The 22,954-nt window shown below is 42.5% G+C and carries 16 protein-coding genes; 6 read left to right on the top strand and 10 right to left on the bottom strand.

Translation table 11 applies throughout. From position 1 onward, the window contains the following. Nucleotides 1-88: 88 nt before the first annotated feature. A complete protein-coding gene (locus BLS59_RS00310; protein WP_317039721.1) occupies nucleotides 89-1,384 on the top strand; it encodes a DEAD/DEAH box helicase in 1,296 nt (431 codons plus the stop codon). Here the strand turns inward: BLS59_RS00310 and BLS59_RS00305 are convergent. Then, the gene (locus BLS59_RS00305; RefSeq protein ID WP_091142308.1) at nucleotides 1,381-1,602 is read right to left on the bottom strand and encodes a VF530 family protein; all 222 of its coding nucleotides are present in this window, start codon (nucleotides 1,600-1,602) and stop codon (nucleotides 1,381-1,383) included. The two genes, BLS59_RS00310 and BLS59_RS00305, sit on opposite strands and share 4 nt — an antisense overlap. 227 nt (nucleotides 1,603-1,829) lie before the next feature. Between BLS59_RS00305 and BLS59_RS00300 the strand changes: the two genes are divergently transcribed. Then, a complete protein-coding gene (locus tag BLS59_RS00300; protein ID WP_091142305.1) occupies nucleotides 1,830-6,116 on the top strand; it encodes a hybrid sensor histidine kinase/response regulator in 4,287 nt (1,428 codons plus the stop codon). Nucleotides 6,117-6,218: 102 nt separating this feature from the next. Here the strand turns inward: BLS59_RS00300 and BLS59_RS00295 are convergent, their stop codons facing one another. Further along, the gene (locus tag BLS59_RS00295) at nucleotides 6,219-6,875 is read right to left on the bottom strand and encodes a YceH family protein (RefSeq protein WP_091142302.1); all 657 of its coding nucleotides are present in this window, start codon (nucleotides 6,873-6,875) and stop codon (nucleotides 6,219-6,221) included. Nucleotides 6,876-7,026: 151 nt separating this feature from the next. On the opposite strand from BLS59_RS00295, the gene BLS59_RS00290 reads away from it, so the two are divergent. Then, on the top strand, nucleotides 7,027-7,851 hold the full coding sequence (locus tag BLS59_RS00290) for an MBL fold metallo-hydrolase (protein ID WP_091142299.1): 825 nt from the start codon (nucleotides 7,027-7,029) through the stop codon (nucleotides 7,849-7,851). Between the two features lie 3 nt (nucleotides 7,852-7,854). On the opposite strand, the gene BLS59_RS00285 is transcribed toward BLS59_RS00290, so the two are convergent. After that, nucleotides 7,855-8,643, bottom strand: coding sequence for a M90 family metallopeptidase (locus BLS59_RS00285; RefSeq protein ID WP_091142296.1), 789 nt, complete (start codon nucleotides 8,641-8,643; stop codon nucleotides 7,855-7,857). 15 nt (nucleotides 8,644-8,658) lie between these two features. After that, entirely contained in the window at nucleotides 8,659-9,369 is a 711-nt protein-coding gene (locus BLS59_RS00280) for a DUF92 domain-containing protein (protein WP_091142292.1), read from the bottom strand. Nucleotides 9,370-9,429: 60 nt separating this feature from the next. Between BLS59_RS00280 and BLS59_RS00275 the strand changes: the two genes are divergently transcribed. Next, nucleotides 9,430-10,119 carry a class I SAM-dependent methyltransferase gene (locus BLS59_RS00275; protein WP_091142289.1) on the top strand — a complete coding sequence of 230 codons (690 nt, stop codon included), beginning with the start codon at nucleotides 9,430-9,432 and terminating at the stop codon, nucleotides 10,117-10,119. Between the two features lie 64 nt (nucleotides 10,120-10,183). On the opposite strand, the gene BLS59_RS00270 is transcribed toward BLS59_RS00275, so the two are convergent. The 3 genes from BLS59_RS00270 to BLS59_RS00260 form a co-directional block, all read right to left on the bottom strand. After that, complete coding sequence (locus tag BLS59_RS00270; protein ID WP_091142285.1) at nucleotides 10,184-13,171, bottom strand: glycoside hydrolase domain-containing protein; 2,988 nt, start codon at nucleotides 13,169-13,171, stop codon at nucleotides 10,184-10,186. 289 nt (nucleotides 13,172-13,460) lie between these two features. Next, a complete protein-coding gene (locus BLS59_RS00265; RefSeq protein WP_091142280.1) occupies nucleotides 13,461-14,807 on the bottom strand; it encodes a Gfo/Idh/MocA family protein in 1,347 nt (448 codons plus the stop codon). Nucleotides 14,808-14,840: 33 nt separating this feature from the next. Next, entirely contained in the window at nucleotides 14,841-16,148 is a 1,308-nt protein-coding gene (locus BLS59_RS00260; RefSeq protein ID WP_091142276.1) for a DUF3472 domain-containing protein, read from the bottom strand. Between the two features lie 238 nt (nucleotides 16,149-16,386). Here BLS59_RS00260 and BLS59_RS00255 point away from each other — a divergent pair, with 238 nt between their 5' ends. Beyond that, nucleotides 16,387-17,412 carry a LacI family DNA-binding transcriptional regulator gene (locus BLS59_RS00255; protein WP_091142273.1) on the top strand — a complete coding sequence of 342 codons (1,026 nt, stop codon included), beginning with the start codon at nucleotides 16,387-16,389 and terminating at the stop codon, nucleotides 17,410-17,412. Between the two features lie 81 nt (nucleotides 17,413-17,493). Next, a complete protein-coding gene (locus BLS59_RS00250) occupies nucleotides 17,494-18,573 on the top strand; it encodes a phosphotransferase enzyme family protein (protein WP_091142270.1) in 1,080 nt (359 codons plus the stop codon). An 86-nt stretch (nucleotides 18,574-18,659) separates the two neighbouring features. Here BLS59_RS00250 and BLS59_RS00245 read toward each other — a convergent pair whose 3' ends face one another. The 3 genes from BLS59_RS00245 to BLS59_RS00235 all read right to left on the bottom strand — a co-directional run bounded on the left by BLS59_RS00245 (nucleotide 18,660) and on the right by BLS59_RS00235 (nucleotide 22,832). After that, complete coding sequence (locus BLS59_RS00245) at nucleotides 18,660-20,951, bottom strand: GH92 family glycosyl hydrolase (protein ID WP_091142268.1); 2,292 nt, start codon at nucleotides 20,949-20,951, stop codon at nucleotides 18,660-18,662. A gap of 36 nt (nucleotides 20,952-20,987) precedes the next feature. Continuing rightward, the gene (locus BLS59_RS00240; RefSeq protein WP_091142264.1) at nucleotides 20,988-21,659 is read right to left on the bottom strand and encodes a basic secretory protein-like protein; all 672 of its coding nucleotides are present in this window, start codon (nucleotides 21,657-21,659) and stop codon (nucleotides 20,988-20,990) included. 117 nt (nucleotides 21,660-21,776) lie between these two features. After that, nucleotides 21,777-22,832 carry a LacI family DNA-binding transcriptional regulator gene (locus tag BLS59_RS00235; protein ID WP_091142261.1) on the bottom strand — a complete coding sequence of 352 codons (1,056 nt, stop codon included), beginning with the start codon at nucleotides 22,830-22,832 and terminating at the stop codon, nucleotides 21,777-21,779. Nucleotides 22,833-22,954: the final 122 nt, after the last annotated feature.

Here is a 22,954-nt window from a genome sequence, read left to right as displayed (position 1 = left end):
CGTTTTTAAAGCTAATTTCTTGCTTCGCTAAAATATCAGCGGTAATTTGAGTAATTTCGCACTCTTAAATAATTAATAAAGCGTACTGATGGTGTGGTTTGAAAAATTGAAGCTGAATAAGCAATTGGTAAGATCTGTAAACGAAGCTGGTTTTACAAACCCTAAAGAGTTGCAATTAAAAACCCTTACCAGGATAGTTGGCGGTCAGGATATTATAGCCATCGGCCATGAGGGCAGCGGTAAAACCACCACCTATGTACTGGGCGTACTCAACCGCTTCAATTATGCCCCGGAAGGTGTTCCGCGTGTGTTGGTACTTGTTCCCGAAAAAGACCAGGTGCTGGGCGTGATAGAACAATTTGACCGTTTAAATAAAAACAAATCAATAAAGATAGTAGGCCTTTACGTTGCCCCTGGTATTGAAGCCCAGATGGATGCACTTGCCGATGGCGCTGATATTGTAGTAGCTACTCCCGACAGGGCAAGGGCTATTTACCTTAAACTGGGCCTTAACCTTAATAAGGTTGATATGTTTGTGGTTGACGATGCCGACCAGATGGTAAAAAAAGGTCTTCAACTACCCGTAGTTGAGTTAGCCAATAGCATTGGCAAAAGCCAAAAACTTGTTTTTACCGAGGTTATGCACAGCAAGCTGGAAAAAATGCTTGATCCGTTCATGAAATCGCCGGCAATTATAGAGGTAGAAGCGTTGAGCGAAGAACCGTTGCTTACCCACCCGCAGCTGCTTTATAATGTACCCAACTTTGGCACCAAGCTAAACCTGCTTAATTTATTCATGTACGATGAGGAACTGTTTACCAAAACCGTAGTTTTTGTAAACACCCGCGCCACTGCCGATAAATTATATAAAAGCCTGCATAGCCGCTTGCGCCAGGCCGTTGCTTTTTTAAACCCACAGTTTTTTGATACTAACGGCTATAAAACAATTGAAGATTTTAAGGCTGATGAAAAAGCAAGGGTGCTTATTGTAGCCAATGAAAACGAGGAGGTTATTAACCTTGGTGGTATCCCCTTTCTTATCCATTTTGATTTGCCTGCCGAAAAAGAAACGTTTATTGATCGCATCACTAATCACACACCCGATAGCGACGACGAAACAATGGCCATTACCTTTGCAACCGACCTTGAACTAAGCGCAGTTAAAAAGATTGAACAGGCCAGCGGTAAAAAAATACCTGTTGCTGCCCTGCCAGATGACCTGGTTATAGATAAGGATATCAAAAAAGAAGATAAACCGGTAAAACCCAACCCTGATGCTCCTATTGTTGGCGCAGCTTTCCACGAGAAAAAAGCGGCTAACTCAAAAACCTACAATTTTAGTTCGGGGCAAAAGGCTAAAATGAATAACAAGCGCAAGCACTAAAATTTGTTGTAATTATCTACATATAGGTCCTCTACCTTTTTGCGGGCCCAGGGTGTTTTGCGCAAAAACTTCAGGCTTGATTGGATGCTGGGATTATCCAAAAAACAATTAATACGGATGCGGTAACCAAGCTCGGGCCAGCCAAAATGGGCCACAAGCTCGTTCAAAACCATTTCTAACGTTTTACCATGAAGCGGATTATTGTTTTGTTCCTGCATAAGCAAAAGTAAAGCTTGTTTTTAACAGCGCAGTATTTCCCCGGTAAATTATTTACAATTTATTTATTTCATGATAACCCAGGCATAACTAAAGTTCCTCCATTCTCGTTTAAATGGTATGCTTATTACTGGCGGAGTTTTAATATAAATAACTATATTTAGTAGTTGGGTATTACTCCCTAAAGGAATAACAGGCAACCATATAAACAAAAATTACCGCTATATAAATGAAGGGCTTAAAACTTTACCTGACCTTATTTTTTCAGGCCATCTCATTGTGGGTAATTGCGCAAAATAAACCTATCCATTTTCAGCATATAGGCAGCAGGGAAAACCTGTCTGAACTTAACATAAGCGATATGGTGCAGGATAGCCGTGGTTTTATATGGGTGGCCACTCGCGATGGGCTTAACCGTTACGATGGCAACAAGTTTAAGGTATTCAGAAACATCATTAACGACAAAACCAGCCTAAGCACCAATTACCTGAATGACATTGCCGAAGATAAGAACGGCGATCTATGGATAGCTACCAGCGGCGGCGGCATTAACAAATATGATCGTAAAAAGAACCGCTTTTACCGCTACCAGCATACCGACGGGCAAACCAACAGCATTGCCAGCAATTATATTATAAAACTGGCTTTTGACAAAAATGGCACATTATGGATAGCCACGTTAAAAAATGGCCTCGACTCCTATAACATCAGCCAGAATAAATTTACGCACTACGTTTATAACAAGGATGATGCGGGCAGCCTCAATGATGATAACCTGCGGTCGTTATATGCCGATAGTAAAAATAATATATGGGTGGGTACTTCGTACGGAGGCCTTAACCTGTTTAACCGTGCCAATAAAAGCTTTACCCATTTTAAACACGATGAAAAAGTTAAAGGCTCGTTAGCCGCCAATAAAGTAACCTGTATTTTTGAGGATAGCAGCAACCGGCTTTGGGTTGGCCTTACCAATGGCGGCCTCAATTTATTTGATGCTACCACACAAACATTTAAAGTTTTTAAAAACGACCCTAAAAACAGCAACTCCATAGCCTACAACAGCATTCTTTGTCTTGCCGAGGATGACAATCATAATTTATGGATAGGTACCGAAAACGGGGGATTGAGCATCCTGAGTCCCGATTTAACCAAATTTATAACCTACGCCCATGATGATGTTGACATCAGCAGTTTAACCAGCAACTCGGTTGATGTTATAATGAAAGACAAGATTGGCAATATGTGGATCAGCGCATTTGCATCGGGCATAAACCTGTATAAAAAAACGAGAAATAATTTCGCGCATTACAAACATAACTCCAGCAGCAATAGTCTTTCTAACGATTTTGTGCTGAGCCTATGTGAAGATAGCCAGCATAACATTTGGGCCGGTACCGATGGTGGCGGTCTTAACGAGTTTAACCCGCAAACGGGCAATTTTAAGGTTTATAAAAATAATGAGGCTGATAAAAGCAGCATATCCGGCAATTACATTCTGGCCCTCAAACAAGATGACAATGACAACCTATGGATAGGGACCTGGGGTAATGGCGTGAGCGTTATGAATGCCAGCTCTCATAAATTTCGCAACTACCAGCATAACGACGATGACAGCACAAGCCTTAGCGGAAATAATATATACGCCATAACAACCACCGCCGATCATAAAGTATGGATTGGAACCCTGGGCCAGGGACTTGAACTTTTTAACCCTAAGACAAACAGCTTTATCCACTATCGGCACAATATTAATGATCCAAAAAGTTTAAGCAGCGACAACATAAATTCCCTTTTTTGCGATTCGAAGGGGACTTTGTGGATTGGTACTAATGATGCCGGCTTTGATATATATAACCCGCAAACCAACTCATTCACCAACTTTAAACACGAAACAGCAAAGAACAGCCTGAGCAATAATACTGCGCTCGATATTTTTGAAGACCATTTGGGGAACATCTGGATCTGTACCTATGATGGCTTAAACCGCTTCGATCCTAAAACAGGGAAGTTCACCGTATTTAAAACTAAAGATGGCTTGCCTAATGATTATACCTACGCCATAAAGGAAGATAATGGGGGCAATTTATGGATCAGCACCAATAATGGCATATCCCGGTTTGATCCTGTAAAAGAGACCTTTAGGAATTATACTATTATGGATGGATTACAGGCCGACGAGTTTAAACCCCACTCGGCAGTAAAAGCGCATGATGGTAGGTTGTATTTTGGCGGTGTAAACGGGTTTAATGTATTTAACCCTAACGACGTTATTGATAGCTCGTACAACCCGCCGCTAATACTATCCGACTTCCAAATCTTTAACAAATCTGTACCGGTAGCGCAAAGGGCCGATGATCCTTCGCCGTTAAAGCAGGATATTTCTGAAACGAAGACCATTACCCTCAGCCATGAAGAATCGGTAATCTCCTTTGAATTTGTTTCTTTGGATTTTGCACCGGTTAATAAAAAGAATTACGCCTACCAGTTAGTTGGTTTTGATAAAGGGTGGAACTACGTCGGCAATAAAAACACGGCAACGTATACTAATTTACCTGCCGGTGATTACTCCTTCAATGTAAAAAGTCAGAACAGCGATGGCAAGTGGTCAAAACGCGAACTCAGTATCCAGCTTATCATATTGCCGCCATTTTGGTTAACATGGTGGTTTATTATATTGGCCGCGTTACTAATATTCGCGGTTATTTATGGCCTTTACCGTTTAAAAGTAAACACTATTGAAAAGCAAAAAGCCCGGTTGGAAGAGCAGGTATCTGAACGTACGGCCGAAGTAATTTCCCAATCGGAGGAACTAAAGAAACAGGCCGAAAGTTTGCAGTCCCTAAACTCCGAACTGCAGGTACAATCTGAAGAATTGCAGGCGCTGAATGAAGAACTGCTTTCGCAATCAGAAGAACTGGAAATACACATGAACCAGGAGCAACAGGCGCGTGAAGAAGCAGATAAGGCCAACCAAGCAAAAAGTGTGTTCCTTGCCACCATGAGCCACGAAATCCGCACCCCTATGAATGGGGTTATCGGCATGGCATCTTTACTCAGCGAAACTGATTTGAACAGTGAGCAACGCGATTATACCGATACCATTATGGCTTGCGGCGACAGCCTGGTGAGTGTTATTAATGATATCCTCGATTTCTCCAAGATAGAATCGGGAAAGATGGATATGGAGCAGGAAGATTTTGACCTGCGCCACTGCATTGAAGAGGTAATGGACATCTTTTCGCCAATAGCATCACAGCAGGAACTGGAACTTGTTTACCAGATAGATCCTGCCCTGCCTTTTCAAATTGTTGGCGATAGCCTGCGCCTTAAACAGGTAATTACCAACCTAACCAGTAATGCCTTAAAATTCACGCAAAAGGGTGAGGTATTTATAAAAGTTTTCTTGTCGAAGACTTTAGAAAACAATGAAATTGAGATTGGCTTTAGCGTTATGGATACGGGTATTGGCATTGCTACAGAAAAACTTCCTAACCTGTTCAACGCCTTTTGGCAGGCCGATTCATCAACCACGCGTAAGTACGGCGGCACCGGTTTGGGTTTGGTGATCAGCGAGCGGCTGGTGAAACTGATGGGAGGCGAAATTTGGGTGGAAAGCGTTTTTGGAGAAGGATCGGTATTTGTATTTACGGTGAAGGTTGCTATCAGCAAAAAACAATCCAAGTATGTGCCGCTGGTATTTAACACTGCCGATCTTAAAGGCAAAAAAGTACTTATTGTAGACGATAACCAAACCAACCGCTTTATACTTCAAATGCAATTGGAGCAATGGGGACTAATTACGGTGGCGGCCGCATCGGCCATTGAGGCGCTTGAACTGTTAACCGCAGCGCGCAACTTCAACCTGGTGATCACAGATATGGAAATGCCCGAAACTGATGGCGTTGTACTGGCAAAGGCCATTAAACAAGAATTTACCAATTTGCCGGTAATCATGCTAAGTTCCATTGGCGACAGCTCTAAAAGTAAGTATCCGGGCCTCTTTTCGGCTATATTAACTAAGCCCGTTAAACAAAATCAATTGGGTAAAAGTATCCAGGCCGAGTTAAAGGGCGTCGGAAACTTGAGCGTAACCGAAAACAAACCCGTAAAATTACTCGATGAAAATTTCGCCATCCAATACCCATTACACATCATGGTTGCCGAGGATAATGAAGTGAACCAAAAACTGATAAGCCGGATGTTAACTAAACTTGGCTACAATTTTGAACTGGCCATAAACGGACTTGAAACGTTAGATAAAATCAAGAGCAAGAATTTTGATGTAATACTGATGGATGTGCAGATGCCCGAGATGGATGGTTTTGAAGCCACACGATCTATCCGTAAAAGCAATATCAACCAGCCATTCATCATTGCCATGACCGCCAATGCCGGCCCCGATGACCGCGACCTTTGCATAAGCGAAGGCATGGACGATTATATTGCCAAACCCATGAAAACAGAAGGGCTAATAGCGGTATTAAAGGCAGCTCATAAAATGGTAAAAAGGAAGTAAAACCGCAACTTATACGGCGGCTGAAAGCCGCAACCATGTTAGGTCACGAACTGAAAGTTCGCGCCGGTTGATAGGTTGTTTACACCGGTTAATAGAGTGTGGTTACTCCACGCCCAATTCCTTCATTAACTTATCAAAAGCTACCTTCATTTCGGCAAGGTCCTGCTCTAATTTTACAACTCTTGCTTCAAGGCCGCTGGATGATCTGCCGGTGCCTTCTTCGGGTTCGTCATCGTCGGATATTTCTGGGGTGCCGGCTAACAGGTGGGCATAGCGGGCTTCCTTTTGGCCGGGGCGTTTAGGTAACTGAACTATGTATGGCATCTCCGGATCGGCCAGTTTCTCCAGCATCTCCTGTACCTCTTCTATCGATTCAAACTCATATAACCTGCCCGAGCTGGTATTTAGTTCGCCGGGGGTTTGCGGGCCGCGTAATATCAGCAGGCATATCAGTGCTACTTCGGCAGGAATCACCGGGAAAACAATAGCAAAATTGTGTTTGTACTTAATATTACGGATGGAACCACCGGTGGCAGTAGAGATCAGTCCACGCCTTTTTAGGGTATTAAGCGCCTCTGTAACCGTACCTTCGTCGTAATTAACAACCGGCTTGCGCGATGTTTTTTGGTTGCAGGCGGCAGTTAAACCGTTAAGGGTCATGGGGTAATAGTCGGGCGTGGTTTTGCTTTTTTCCATTAGCGAGCCAAGCACACGCAGTTCAACTGCTTCAAGTACGGGTAAAGTTTGCGGTGAATCCATGGTTAAATATAGTCAGCTTTTTATAACCGCAAAATATTAGTGTTTATTTTTAAACACTTGACTTGTGGGTATGCTAATTTTTATGGTAAATGTGTTACTTTGTAGACAGATTAGCTTTGGGCTTTCAGCCTTTTGCTTTTAGCTTAAAAGAATGTCTTTATTCATCACATCACTAAATTCGGGGAGTAATGGCAATTGCTATTACGTAGGGAACGAGCGGGAGGCAATATTGGTTGATGCCGGCATATCATGCCGTGAAACTGAAAAACGCATGGCCCGGCTGGGGCTGTCCATGAGCAAGATAAAAGCCATATTTGTATCGCACGAACATTCTGATCATATCCGCGGCATCCCGGTACTGGCAAAAAAGTTCAAGCTGCCGGTTTACATAACGCCGGGTACTCTGTTGCACATGGGCGATAGCCTGGATATGGAACTGGTACACCACCTGCGCGAATTTGAAACCGTACACATAGGCGAACTGCAGGTAACATCATTCCCCAAAGAGCATGATGCCACCGAACCGCACAGTTTTATAGTAAGCTGCCGCGATATAAAAGTTGGTGTATTTACCGATCTGGGCTTAGTTTGCGACCGGCTGATCCGTTATTTCAGCCAATGCCATGCCGCCTTTCTTGAAGCTAATTACGATGATGAGATGCTGGAGAACGGCGGCTACCCTTATCACCTCAAACGCCGCATCAGGGGCGGCAAAGGTCACCTGAGCAATAAACAGGCCTTATCTCTTTTCATGACCCACCGGCCGCCGCACATGACGCACCTGCTGCTCGCTCACCTCTCCAAAAACAATAACGACCCAAAATTGGTGGAAGAACTGTTTAACAATTGTGCCGATGGCATAAACATTATAGTAGCCTCGCGTTTTGAGGAAACCCCGGTTTACCACATAGGTTTTAGCAATACAATAAGCGCCCAAGTTGGTCAGCTTGATTTTGGGTTTGGCGCGTTTTTATAACGATTAAACGATATCGTCTTTAGCCCGGTCCTGCATGAATATCGTACTTAGCATTTCATAAAGCTCGGCGTGCTTATGCTTTAACTCATCGGGCTTTTGAAAAAAGTATTCGGCCACTACAGCAAAAAACTCCGCTTCGTTGGTTATGGCGTAGGGGTTGATATCTGATTTACCGGCTTCTATTTTGTGAATTTCCTGGTGTATCATTTTTAGCCAGGGCATAACGTATTCATGCGCCAGCAGGTTTTCGGGCACACCATCGGTTGCGCCGTCGCTTTTATCTAACAGGTGTACAAACTCATGAATGGCAGTGTTCTCCTTCCCTGCCGATTTTGAAAACCCTTTGATAAGCGCTGCGCGCGATAAGATCATCTGTCCGTTCATGTAGCCGGTACCAACCATGCCCAGGATATTTCGGTTCTCGCCCTCAAACTGAAACTCACCGTCGAAAGTATCGGGATAAAGGATCACGTTGGTAAGGTTTTGGTAACGCCAGTCCTTAAAGCCAAAAATGGGGATCACGGCGCTGGACGCTATCATTACCCGGTCGGTATCATCAACCGTGGTGCCAACACCTTCAATGGTTATACCATCAAGAAAGGCATTAACCTTTTGCTCAAATACCTGCTTACCGGCATCATCCAATAGCTGGTAAAACTGGATATGGGTGTTTAATATTGGCTTAAAATCGGTTTGCGGCGAGGTCGTGGTTAACTTGGTTTTGCCCCGGCTTAAAAAATACCAGGCAATAAGAGCGAATACGATGAGTAGTATAACGATGTTGTAAGTCATTTGTAAATTTGGTTATTAAATTATATAAATCAGCAACATCACCAATGCCGCTATAAGTGTATTTAATAAGTTTACTGTATTGTTGCCAATATAGCTTTTACGTTCCAATAAAGCACCCATTGCCGAATCGCTGAGGTTACCTGCGGTTCCGGCTAATATGATCCACAGAATATTTATGTCCCAACCAAATCCAAAGGCATAAATAACGGCGATGATGATGCTTCCGGCAAGACCGGCCAAAGTTCCCTCCAGGCTTATTACACCATCGAGCCCGCGCTCGTCTGGTTTCAGGCTGATGATATTAAAGAAACGCTTACCGTAAACCGTCCCTAATTCTGATGAGAGGGTATCGGCGGCGGCCGAAGCAAAGCTGGCGGCCATCATCAATATTAATAAGGGATGTTGCTGATGGTAAAATAAAGTGAACAAGCCTAATGCCCCCGCTACGCCTGCATTGGCCAATACCTGTGCTGCACTTCTGCCTGTTTTATGCTCGTTCGCGGCATCAAAAACCAGCTTTTTATTTGCCTGCCATGAGGTTGCTGCAGACCCCATGATAAAAAAAGCCGTCATCATGGCTACGCCGGTAAAACCAGCACCAACAAAAACAAGGTAAGCAACTACCCCACCGGTTAGCGCAGCAATTACCGTTAGTTTGCGCGCAGCGATAGCGTAGGTAATTCCCGCTATAATAATTAACGCCAATATGGTGTTGCTGCTAAACATAATTGCCAAAGGTATTTATTGTGCGGTTATTTAAACTATCAATCCTTATTTTTGCCCTGCATGAAAGATACATTAGGCCAGGCCATCTACAACCATTTTCATAAAGCCCCAGCGCATAAATTATGGATCCATAACCAATATGGACCAAAAGAGGAAATGCCTATAGAAGCCTACTTTCGCGACGAAGATGATATGCCCGACCTGGAATGGCTTGCCCTTAACGAATGCCGCGGCGATGTGCTCGACATTGGCGCAGGCGCAGGCAGCCACGCCTTATTACTGCAGGAACGCGGTTTTGACGTTGCGGCGTTAGAAATTTCTCCGCTTGCTGCCGATGTAATGAAAGCCCGTGGCGTAAAAAATGTAATAACAACGGATATATTTGAATATCAGGAACGCAAATACGATACCCTGTTATTGCTCATGAATGGCATAGGCCTAACCGGAACTATAGCTAACCTGACCATTTTCCTGGAACACATGAAGCTGCTGCTAAATAAAGGTGGGCAACTTTTGTTTGATTCATCTGACATTGCCTACCTATACGAAGGCAAGTTACCGGATAACGGCAAGTACTACGGCGAACTGCTTTATCAATATGAATATAACCGCCAAAAAACAGAGTGGTTCCCCTGGCTATATATTGATGAAAAAATGCTGATCAAAATTACCAGTGAAGCTGGCTATGATATGGAAGTTTTATTAGAAGATGAATTTCAGCAGTATTTAGTGCGGTTAACGCTGAAATAGGTACCTGCACTATTCAAATGTATAAAGCTGCAATATGATAATACTGCAGCTTTATACATAAATTTTACTTGATGATCAGCAACCAGCCTTTACCTTTTTCAACCGGGATTTTATCATTCAAGCCGAACGTTTTGCCTGGCTGAAAGCTCTTGATCTCGGGCGCGGTAATGGTCGCTTTTGATGGATCAATGCCTAATTTTTTCCAGTCAATCTTTAACTGGAAATCGGTATCACCATCTTCCCAGCTGGCAATGGATACAAGGGCAGCGCCATCTTTTTTGTAAACGGTAGCCAATACTTTAGCACGATTGGTTTTAACAGGTACATCATCAACCCAGTAGCCTATCATTTTTGTGCCTTTCATGCCAAAATCATCCCATACTTTCCATATCGGGCGTGGGTCGGCACCGTCGCTCCATGGCATGCGGTTAGTCATACCGTAAACCATACCTCTCCATTTGTTACCGCCGCCTTGCAGCATTTCGCCCATTAAACCAAAGGGAATACCACTTACTTCGGTCAAAAAGAAATCAGGGTCATTCTTCTCGTAATCAAAGTACTCGCCAAACCATAGGCGGTTTAAGTATGGAAAATGTTCCATGTACAAGTTGGCGCTATTATTAAAGCCATCGCTTTTATTGTATTGGTTGGCCGAATGCAAATCAATTATACCAGGGTGACCATCTTTGGTTAACACCCGTTTAACGCGTTTCATAGTTACCCGGTCAAAAGCCACATCGTCCAGATAAATACCGTCTATACCAACGTTTTGAGTAAGCCAGTTCATCCCTTCCACATAGTAATTGTGCCAGCGGTTCATGCCGCTGTTGATGATGGCCGCATCCTTAATTTCGGGAACAAACCATGCGGCAATGTAATCATCACCAATATGCTCCTGCAACCAGCTAAAGCCGCCGCCTTTACCCGGTGAATAAATCTCATGACCCAAACTGCGCAACGCAAATGTTTCATAAGCATGGTTAGATAGTTCGCGGATGGTGTTGTAAATCTTCACTTTTTTACCCGCCGCATGTGCCGAATCATCATAAGCCTTCATTGATTTCCAGGCGATGAACGGATAGTTAATATTAGGATTAATAGCCGTTGCGTGGTGAATATTGATAACAGTTGCCCCTACTGCTTTAATGGTATCAATAGGTTTGTAAGCGTGATAAAAACGGGTAGCCCACTGAAAATCGGTATTAATCGGGTGGAATGGTGTGATAAGCAGCGTAAAATTATAATACAGCTCATCGCCTTTGCTTAGCTTCCTTTCGCCGCTGTAGTTGTTGGCCAGTACGGCATTACCATCATCGGCTATCTTAATACCACCTTTGTTGTCATTACCCCATGAAGATGGCAGGATCAACGGTTTTTGCAGGTAGAAATTGGTATTCAAAGGGCGCACATATTTTTCATCGCGCAGCGAATACTGTAAACCGGCATTTACGTTACCTACCCATGCTCCATCCTGGTTTTTATGGGAAACATCCCATTTCCACTCAAAATTTTCAGGACGGTAGCCTCCTTTTTGTCCCAGGCCCATCATGTACTTAGCATAATCCTTTTTAAACGGAATATGCATAGCAATGTCCTTTAAACTTACATCCTGCAATGCCTTAACCTTTACGGTATAGGCTATAAAACCATCAAACTCCAACGATGCGGTAACCTGCATTTGCAGTGTGTCGTTTGTGCTGGTGGCCGTCCACTGTACAGTGCCGGCCTCTTTTTTAGTAAATTGAACGCCCTGACTTTTCAGGTTCATTTTGCTGCCACCGGCATTTATAAAATGAAAATGAATTGCCTCGGTTAGCAGGTTATTGGGTGTGGTGGTATAACCCGTCATTTCGGGTGTAAAGTGCGTTTGGATCTGTTTTGGGAAACCATCTTTGTTAACTTCCACTTTTCGGCCCAATAGGCTTATGGTGTTATTATTTACCTCCAATGGCGTATAAGGTGCAATAACGGTGTTTTGCTGTGCCATTGTAGAGTTAAGCCATTTAAGACGCGTCATTTTCCAGGGCTCATCTACCCCGCCGTCTTTTAAGATCTTACTGCTTACCTTAATAGCCAACTGGACAACCTTCGCAGGTTTTCCGTCGATACTGATAGTGGCCTTACCCGTGTAGGTAGCCGGTGACGCTCCTACAGGCACATCAACCCCACACCATAAAGCCTGGATAGTACCCGCATTTACATCAACGGTTTTAATAAGCGGCTTACCATCATAACCTGTACCACCTGTATTGATACAAAATAAAGCCGCAGCCGGGATAGTTTTACCAGACGGTGCTGTAAGGCTGCTAAAAGTAACTTTAACATTCTGCAGGTTTTGCAGGGCGTAAATACCTAATTGAAAGGCAAAGTTTTCGCCGCGTGCGGCCTGACCTGTATATTTGGTTTGCTCGCCAAGCTCAATCCAGCGTTGCGGCAGATCTTTACTCATGCGGATGGAATTTAACCTGTCTTCAGGAAAAACAATAAATGGCTCCGATTTATGTTTGCTAACCAAAGCGTCGGTTTCTGCTTTAGTGGCGATAACCTCCATCGGATAAAAGCTGTTAAAGGCGTCTATGGATTGAAATGCCTTTACACTTGCGGCAGGAATAGCTTTACCACTGCCAACTTCGCCAAGCCATTCGGCAGATGCTGTTTGCTCGGGTTTTAAATAAGTGCCTTTCGGATAATTGGAACGACCTTCATTTTTGCTCGGTAAATAATACACATAATAAGTACCCACGCCAGAAATTGGCTCAAAACTAATCTCGCCGCTTTCACGGGTGATCTGCCCAAATTTTACATTGGTTATTTTTTGGCCCGTTTTTGCATCCTGGATAATTATCCGTTTACTTTCGGGATCGGTATCCCTTCTTCTCCAGGGGATGATAACCTTTGCAGCCTTGCCTGTACCGTTAAAAGTTAAAACTACCCGGTGGTTCCCCAATGAATCGGGCAGCCAGCAACCAGGGCAATTGGTATAAGGTATTTTTTGAGCCGAAGCCCCAACAGCTGATAACAGGAAAACGAGCGCAAAGAAGTGTTTTTTCATAGTATAAATTTAGCAGGCACTTGTACTTTTTGGAGCAATTGCTTTGATTTTATTTCCATTGCATTGAAAACATAAAGCAATTTGGTTTTAAAGCACCTATAATGTGTTTTTGAATAGTGAAAATTAGCTATTAAGCGCAAACAAAGCAAAGCGGGCTTTACGCAAACATAGCGCAAACGTTTGTTTTACAAAAAGTTAATAAGTGCAAACGTTTAAACAAAAAGCCCCGCAACACCCTTTGGTTAGGTGTTACAGGGCTTAAATATAGCAGATTATTTAGTTGGGCTTTTTAAAAACCGCTGTCGTCAAGCGCAAAGGTATTTTTTCTGTCTTTCCATTTTCCTTTGGTAAAGTCAGGAAATTCAAGTGTTGCGTTACCTTCTTTTAGCGATTTGGTTGATAGCGGCGCTATTACGCTCATAGTTACCGAGTCATACACATCAATTGGTGTTTGTTTTTTTTGCTTAACAGCCTCAATAAAGCCGTTAAATACAAACCAGTCCATACCACCATGACCAGCGCCTTCGGCAAGTTTCTCGTATTTTTTCCAAAGCGGGTGATCGTATTTATCAAACCAGGTTTGTGCCGGTTCCCACTCATCATCCTTTGATTTACCTTCAATGTAAACGCTTTGGTTAACATCCATCCACAAGCCTTTTGTACCCTGCACCCTGAAACCTAATGAATATGGGCGGGGTAAATGGGTATCATGGCTCAACAACACGGTTTCGCCGTTTGCGCAGTTGATCATGGTAGTGGTAACATCACCGTTTTTATAATTGATCTTAGCGTTTTTATTACCCGGCGATAATTGCTCCACATAAGCTGCCAGTCCGCGTGCCTTTGAGCTAAAAGATGAGATACTGGTAAAGCGGTTACCTGCATTAATATTTGCGTAGTGCATGCATGGGCCGGCACCGTGGGTTGGGTATAAATCGCCATCCCTATCAACATTAAATTGTGTGCGCCATTGGGCCTCACTTAACGCATTCGGACCAAATTCAACACCGCCACCATAGTAACGTTTACCATCATTAAACAAAACGTTGCGTAAATTATGCTGATATCCACCTTCAAGGTGAACTAATTCGCCAAAAACATCCTGTCTTACCATATTTAAAGCCGCCATTACATCCCTGCGATAACATACGTTCTCCAAAGTCATGTAAGGGATACCTGTTTTTTCTGAAGTATGCACAATATCCCAGTGCTCATCAACGGTTAAACCTGCAATTACCTCGCAGCCCACGTATTTACCCGCTTTCATAGCATCTATTGATTGCTGGTAATGAAACTGCCATGGGGTTGCAATTATAACGGCGTCGATAGTTTTATCGTCAAGCAGTCTTTTGTAGGCATCAAGGCCGCCAGTGTATTCTTTGGCTGCAGGTTTACCTTTTTTTGCTATGTAATCGCGACAAATTTTCAGTGACCTTTCCTGGGTATCGCATATCGCAACGATCTCTACATCATCGCGAAGTACACCTTCTGAAATATGGCTCATGCCACGGGCGCCAACGCCTATGTAGCCTAATTTTACTTTACCATTTACCGAGGCGAACAGGCTGCCCGTTGGTAATATGGTAACACCGGCCGCAACTATGGCGCTTTGTTTAATGAACGATCTTCTTTCCATTTTTTATTTAGTGTGATTTAATTGTGCAATGATTTATTTAACAGGTAACTCATTAAGATTTATTACAGGTTTATGGCCGCCCGGCTGCCTGCTAAATGGTGTATTATAAGGTACAAAGGCATCAAAAAAGCCGCCGTTTTCCAGGTAAAACTTCCCATCCTTTAATCCGCCGGCATAATCTTTCCTGTAGTTAGCTTTGGCGGTAGCATCGGCTGTATATAAAATTTGAGTTAATTCCAGCCAATCGCCATTGGTGGTGCTTATCCACTGGTTATCAAAATACGCCCGGCGGATTTTATCGCCATTATCCGGCTCAAAATTTTCAACAAACGAATACAGGCTGGTTAAATAAGTTGCTTTTTGCGGGCGTTTAAAGCTGGCTACCAGATACCATTTACCTGCTGCTACATCCTTAAAATATGCTGTAAAGATTGTTGTATTGGTTGCAGAATCGGATTCGGCACCTAATAGGAACGCATAAGTACTGCCCGCTTTCCACGGATAGTTCATATAGCTTTGGCCGCCCGAGCCTTCGTTACCAAATTCGCCGGCGTGTACATTTTCGCCTTTCTTTAACATTTTTATGCGCATACTATCCGGAATGCTTTTAGGGTCCTGCGTATCAAAGGGGCTCCATACAGAAAACAGTACGTGCCTTGTTGTTGGTGAATTAACCTGCATGCCAAAGTAGCCCTGGCCAAAACCATCAGCCATGAAGTACGACCCTAAAACATCCATACCCGTTGGCACCGTTATCTCGTTGTAAAACCACCTTACCTTACTTTTAGCTTCGGCCGGAACGTTAAAGTTTAAATGCACCGATGGGCCGCGACGGCCAAAATGAAACGAACTGCCTGCTTTTACATATACCAGGTCGTTATCGGGTTTATCGGTTTTTATAATAAGGTCGGCTACATCTGCATAAACAGCGCCGGTTTTGCTGATGCCTTTTAAGTCTATTTTAACATAGCCCGCCTTGGTTAAGTGTATTTTGCCAATGGCTACCGTATCAAAAGTTGTATTGTTTATTTTTTTGTTGATAGTATTTTTCCCATTGCTAACGCTTATGGTGCTTTCGCCGCTTGCAACCTTTAGCCTTAAGGAAACTTGAATATCCTGCACTACAGAAACCCTGAAGTAGATGCTGGCAACAGATTTCTGATCTGCCCAGTTAGTTAAGCCTTCGTCGGTTATCTGTGCAGGTTCGTTTACCCAGGCGTTGCCCCCAAGCGGTATAACAATTGATTTTGGTTCATCTGTACGATGGATTTTAGCACTGGAAATCTGGCTAACCAACACCGCAAAAAAACAGGCAAAGTAAGTAAGGATAGTTTTTTTCATATTTGGATGTTTGCTGATACCGGCTGGATATCATTTCATAAATGTAATAGCATTCGGCGTGTTTAGTAAAAAACAAGGGAGCTTAATTCAACGCAAACGTTTGAAAAATTAAAAAAAATGTCCGTTTCAATCCCTCTTCAATTTACAACAATAAAATTACCTGCAATTAATATGAACTTAATACTGTCATGATAATGTTTTTACTTGTAAATTGTAGCCACAAATAACGCAACGGATAATGCAATCAAAACCAACTACAATAAAAGAGATAGCACAAATATTAGGCATCTCTGTTTCAACGGTTTCAAGAGCCTTGCATGACCACCCCAGCATTGGGCTAACTACCCGCATGAAGGTTAAAAAACTGGCAGACGAACTGAATTACGAGCCAAACCAAACCGCTATTTTCTTGCAGCAGGGAAAAACGCACACCATCGGTGTTATTTTACCGGAACTTTCCGAAGCATTTTTTTCGTCGGCCATAAGCGCTATTGAAGATACAGCCTATAAAAAGAATTATACTGTACTGCTGGCACAATCGCACGATGACGAACAAAAGGAAAAGCAACTGGTGGAGAAAATGAAAAATCACCGGGTTGATGGGCTGTTGGTGTCTGTTGGTAAAAACACATCGTCTTTCCAACATTTCGAGAGTTTAAAAAAATACGATATTCCGGTTGTGTTTTTTGATCGCATCCCCCCTATGCAAAACATTCATTATGTGGCTTGTAATATGGAAATTGGCACTATTGAGGCAGTAAGCTACCTGCTTAAACGAGGGCACCGCGCCATAGGTATGATAAATGGCCCGCAAACCATGGTTGCAACCGGCGAGCGAAAAGAAGGTTATATAAAGGCCATGACCAAAAACCGGCTTAAGTTTGATCCTTCATTAATAGTATCCTGTGATTTAACCGAAGATGGCACCAAAGCTGCCCTTGACGAATTGCTGGCCAGCAAAAGAAAACCAACGGCTATTGTTACATTTAATGATTATGTGGCGTTGTTTGCCATTAAATATGCCCAAAAACTAAAGATCAACATAAATAAAGACCTTGAATTTGTTAGTTACGCAAATTTGCCGCTAATAAATTACATGGAAAATATCCCGGCGGCATCTGTTGAGCAATTCCCTTATTTACAGGGGCAAAAAGCTACTGATATCCTGCTCGACTTATTGCGTAACAAACAGCAGGGCTCAAACGAACAGAGCGCTTATTACAAGATCATCATAGAATCGCAGTTAATTGAAAACAAGCAATAGTCCCCTCAAAAAAACACTCAAACGTTTGCGCACCATATTCGTTTAGCGATTAAGTATGTTTGGTATAATAATAGAAAAAACATGTTTGATAACATCCTAATTAGCTTCGGATTGAAATCTGCGGACTATAAAGTTGAGGCTTTTGGCTCCGGGTTAATTAACCATACTTATAAACTTACGGGTAAGGCGCATGATTATGTGCTGCAACAAATTAATACCAACGTTTTTAAAAAACCGCATAATATTGTTAACAATCTCTCTTTAGTAAAGGAGTACCTAAGCGAAACAAATCCGGATTATCTTTTTGTAGCACCTTTGAAGGCCTTATCTAATGATTTCCTGGTAAAATCGGCCACGGGCGACTATTTCAGGCTGTTTCCTTTTGTTAAGGGTTCGCATACCGTTAACACGCTGGAAAACGAACAGGAGGCTTACCAGGCAGCACAGCAGTTTGGCAGGTTTACCCGTATGCTGCATGATTTTGACATTAACAAGCTGGAATATACCCTTGTTGATTTTCATAACCTCAAATTAAGGTTCGATCAGTTTAAGGCCGCCTCGGTAACTGCCAACGCGTTAAGATTAGCACAAGCCAGCGATGAGATAAAAGCGGTTTACAATAACCTGCAGATACTACAGACTTACAACGAACTGGTAAGTAACAATAAAATTCCGCTGCGGGTTGTACATCACGATACCAAGATCAATAACGTGCTGTTTGATGCCAACAAGAACGCCCTTTGCCTGGTTGACCTGGATACGGTGATGCCCGGTTATTATTTAAGCGATATAGGTGATATGATGCGTACCTACCTCTCGCCGGTTAATGAAGAAGAAACAGACTTGTCGCAAATTCATGTCAGGGAAGATTTCTTCAGGTGTATTTACAAAGGTTACATGTCTGAAATGGGAAGCATCTTAACCGAAACCGAAAAACAGCATTTCATTTTTTCGGGCGAAATGATGATCTATATGCAGGGATTGCGCTTTTTGACAGACTTTTTGAACAACGATATTTACTACGGCGCTAAATATCCCGATCATAATTTAGTCCGTGCAAAAAACCAATTTAAATTATTAACCGAATACCTAAACGCCGAACCGACATTTAAAACAATGATTGCCAGCGTCGACAAGGAATTTTTAGCCGCCGAAATATAGATCGCTATTTCAAGGTAACACTATAAAAAAGGCAGTATCTGATACAGATACTGCCTTTTTATTTATACGGCTATTAAGGGGATTTTCTATTTATGCTTAGATCCCATGTAAAAAGTAATTTCGCCGCCATTCATAATATCTGCATGGCTGATAAACAAGCTATCAAGCGTTTTGCCGTTCAATACCATTTTTTGAACATAAACATTTTTATCACCCTGGTTTTTAACGTTGATGGTGAATTTTTTGCCACCTTCAAGGTTAATAACCGCGCCATTAACGGCCGGGCTGCCGGTTGAATACTGATCTGACCCGGGAGCTACAGGATAAAATCCTAATGAGCTGAAAATATACCAGGCACTCATCTGGCCGGTATCATCATTACCGCCCAAACCATCTGGTGTAGGCTTGTACATGCGCGGTAAAATCATGCGGATACGCTCCTGTGTTTTCCATGGTTTATCTGTCCAGTTGTACAGGTAGGCAACATGATGCGATGGTTCGTTACCATGTACGTAGTTACCTATAATACCATCGCGGGTAATATCCTCTGTTTCGGCAAAGTACTTATCGGGCAGGTTCATGGTAAACAACGAATCAAGGTAGCCCACAAAACGTTTGTTACCGCCCATAAGCTCAATAAGGCTTTTAGGATCCTGCGGTGCAAACAGGGTATAATTCCAGGAATTACCTTCAATAAAGCCTTCGTTTATGGTGCTCAAAGGATCAAACTTCTGGCGGAATGTGCCATCGGCAAGTTTTGGGCGCATAAAGCCTGATTTGGCATCATACACGTTCTTATAATTTTGCGAGCGTTTTATAAACTCCTCGTAAATATCATTACGGTTTAGTTTTTTTGCTAATTGCGCTATAGCCCAGTCGTCAAAAGCATATTCTTCTGTTGATGATACAGATACACCGCTTTTTTCGTCAGGGATATAACCTTTATCCATGTACTCGCCTATACCTTCATAATCGCGGTGTTTGGCGGTGGCAACGCAGGCATCAAGCGCTTTATTGGCATCAAAGTTCACATTGCCTTTTATAACAGCATCGGCAATTACCGCTACGCTATGGTAACCGCTCATACACCAGTTTTCGTTACCCGAGTTTGACCATACCGGCAGCATATGCTCAGGACTTTGGTCAAAGTGCGCCAGCATAGATTTTACCATATCGGCATTACGGCTTGGCTCAATAATGTTAAACAGCGGGTGCAGGGCACGGTAGGTATCCCATAACGAGAAAGTAGTATAGTTAGTGAAACCTTCGGCTTTGTGTACATTTTGATCGAGCCCTTTGTACTGGCCATCAGCATCCATGTAAACGGTTGGGTTTATCATGGTGTGATACATAGATGTGTAAAAATTTTCTTTGGTATCTTTGCTGCCCTGAATTTCAATTTTGTGCAATTCGGTTTCCCATAGTTGCTGTCCGTCGTTTTTCACTTTATCAAAATCCCATCCTGGTATTTCAACTTTCATGTTATTCAACGCGCCATCCATGCTCACCGGCGAAATAGCAAACTTGATCTTGATCTTCTCGCCTTCTTCAGTTTTAAAATCAAAATAAGTACGCAGCTGGCGGCCTGCTATTTCAGGGAAGTTTTTAACCTGGTTAAATTTACCCCAGAAACCACCGTACACTTCGCGCTTGTCATACTTTTTATATCCATGCTGAAAAAATGGCTTTGAGAAGCTCATGGCAAAATACAGTGTGCGCGTACGTGCCCAGCCATTAGTTTGGCGGTAACCTATTACGGTGCTGTCATTCACTACCCGTAAATACGTCCAAACGTTTTTATCCGGATAGTTATAAATACCAGCCATCAAATCAAGCACGATGTGCGATTGATCTGACTTAGGGAACGTATACTGGTGAAAACCTACCCTTGCGCTCGTGGTCATTTCGGCAATGATATTGCTTTCGTCGAGCTTTACCTTATAATAATTGGCCTGACTTACTTCGTTCTGGTGCGAAAAGCCCGAGCGGTAACCGCTGCCGGGTTTATCTGCCGTGCCGGGGTTAAGCTTTAAGGTGCCTACAGTTGGCATGATCAGGAAATCGCCCAGATCTGAGTGCCCTGTACCGCTAAAATGCGTATGGCTAAAGCCCACAATGGTTTTATCATCGTACTGGTAGCCTGCGCAGTATTTATACACATCCGGATTGTATTTACCGTTAAGCTCGTAACCTGCAGTATCGGTTTCGGGGCTTAATTGCACCATTCCGAAAGGTACGGTTGCACCGGGATAAACGTGCCCCATGCGCTGCGTACCAATAATAGGGTTAACATATTGTACTAATTTTTCGCCCGGTTTGGTTTGTGCCTGTGCACAAGCGGCCGAGCCAATTAGTAATATCGAAAGTAGTTTCTTCATTTTACTATGTGTGATAAAGTCCTCAAGGGATATAATTTAAACAACCGGATTGGCAATATAAGCTTTCCAAAGCTCATCTAATGTTTTACCCGTTTCCTTTTTCCAGCTATCATCTGTAAAAGTATGTTCACGTAACTGGTTGTTAAGATCAATTACCAAATTTGGCTTCACATTTTTCTCGATCCAAACCAAAAAGCGGGCTGTAATGCGGTAGCTGTTATCATAGTTTTGGGTTGATTTATAAGCAGGTAACGACCAATTGGCACCTGCATTATCCACGCCAAATTTAAAGCGTGCGTAATCTGCAATACCTTCAGTTAACCATCCGGGTCCGTTAAAATCAACGTAAGCCTGTACAATGTGCATTACTTCGTGCGTAACCACATCAATATCACCAGGGTGAGCACTCATGTAAACCGGACTAAAATGAACAGTATCCTGCCAGGTAGCAGCAACGCCTTTGTAGGCAGTATCGATAATAAAAGTTACTTTTTTAGCTGTGTTTTTGTTGTACTCTTTTGCCAGTTTAGGATAAACCTCAAAAAAGGTTTTTATTAATTTGGCACTCAAATCCTTACTAAACGTAGGGTCCTGATTAATAAAGGTTAACTGGTAACCTTTTTGCTTAAATACCTCTGGAGTTTGGGCATTACTGTTTTTTAACATGCATAACATTAATGCTACGCTTAAAATGAGAACTTTTTTCATTTAATGGATTTTAATTAATTGTGCAAGATTTGATAAAACGTTTTATCAAAAATATAAAATTTATTGGTTTGATCTGTTTTTTTTAGAGATCATTTTTAACGGGATATTAAAATGTGTTTATCCTGCTTTTCTTTTAAACGATGGTGTAATTATTTTTTTTGGCGATGTCGACCCGCGTTCAATCAGTCTTGATGGGATTTGTAATTTTACTTCGAACGCCCCGCTCTGGCCATTCATCTGCGCCAGCAAAACGTCGATGGCCGATTTAGCGATCTCATAAGTAGGCTGCTGAACGGTGGTGATACCCGGCGGATACAGGCTAAAGATCTCATTATCATCAAAACTAATCACCGCCAGATCATCTGGAATGCTTAAACCCATATCCTTAATAGTTTGTAAGCCCAAGGTGCCCAGGTAATTGGTAGTAAAAAATATGGCATCCATTTGCTTTTGCTGACCGATGAACGTTTTTAACGCTTTTACGGCCTCGGCTTTATCGGTATTAAAAGGTAATTTAAATATCTTCTTTTTATCTTCCTTTATGTCATTTGCTTTTAAAGCTGCTTTATAACCACTCATGCGGTCATGTAACTGAATCAGATCCAGATCCGCTGTTACAAAACCAATATTTCGATAGCCCGACTGAATAAAGCAGTTTATGGCATTAAACGTACTGTTATAATTATCAACCAGTACATGCGGAATGCCCAGGTCTGGAAAATAACCGTCAATTAATATTACCGGCTTTCCATCGTCAACCAGGCTTTGGATCTCTTTTTCTAAACCATTGAAGGGAGTAATAATGTAACCGTCAACCAATTGCTGCGACAGCATTTTTATAACATCCCTCCCCTTTTGTAAATTGTTGTTGGTACTGCAATAAATTATACGGTAACCGGCCTTCTCTGCCTCCTCCTCTATAACCTTTGCCATTTCGCCAAAAAACGGACCGCCAATGCTCTCTACGATCAACCCAATAACTTTTGACATACCAGTACGCAGGCCAATGGCCATACGGTTGGGTTCGTAGCCGTTTTCACGCGCTACATCCATTATTTTTTTGGTGATCTCCTTGCTAATACGTCCCTTACCGTTTAAAACAAATGAAACCGTAGTGATAGATGTGTTAGTTAACTGGGCTATATCTTTTATAGATATCTTCTTTTTTATCATTTTACAGGTTTCGGTTTACTTGGCTGCGATGAGCTAAATTACAAAAAGCAATTTGCTCTTTCAAATACAAATCTATCAATTATTAATAAACGCAATCGATTTCGTAGTGATAATTTACGGGT

This window comes from Mucilaginibacter pineti (genome assembly GCF_900101875.1).
Taxonomy (GTDB): domain Bacteria; phylum Bacteroidota; class Bacteroidia; order Sphingobacteriales; family Sphingobacteriaceae; genus Mucilaginibacter; species Mucilaginibacter pineti.
This window is presented reverse-complemented; position numbering and strand designations above follow the sequence as displayed.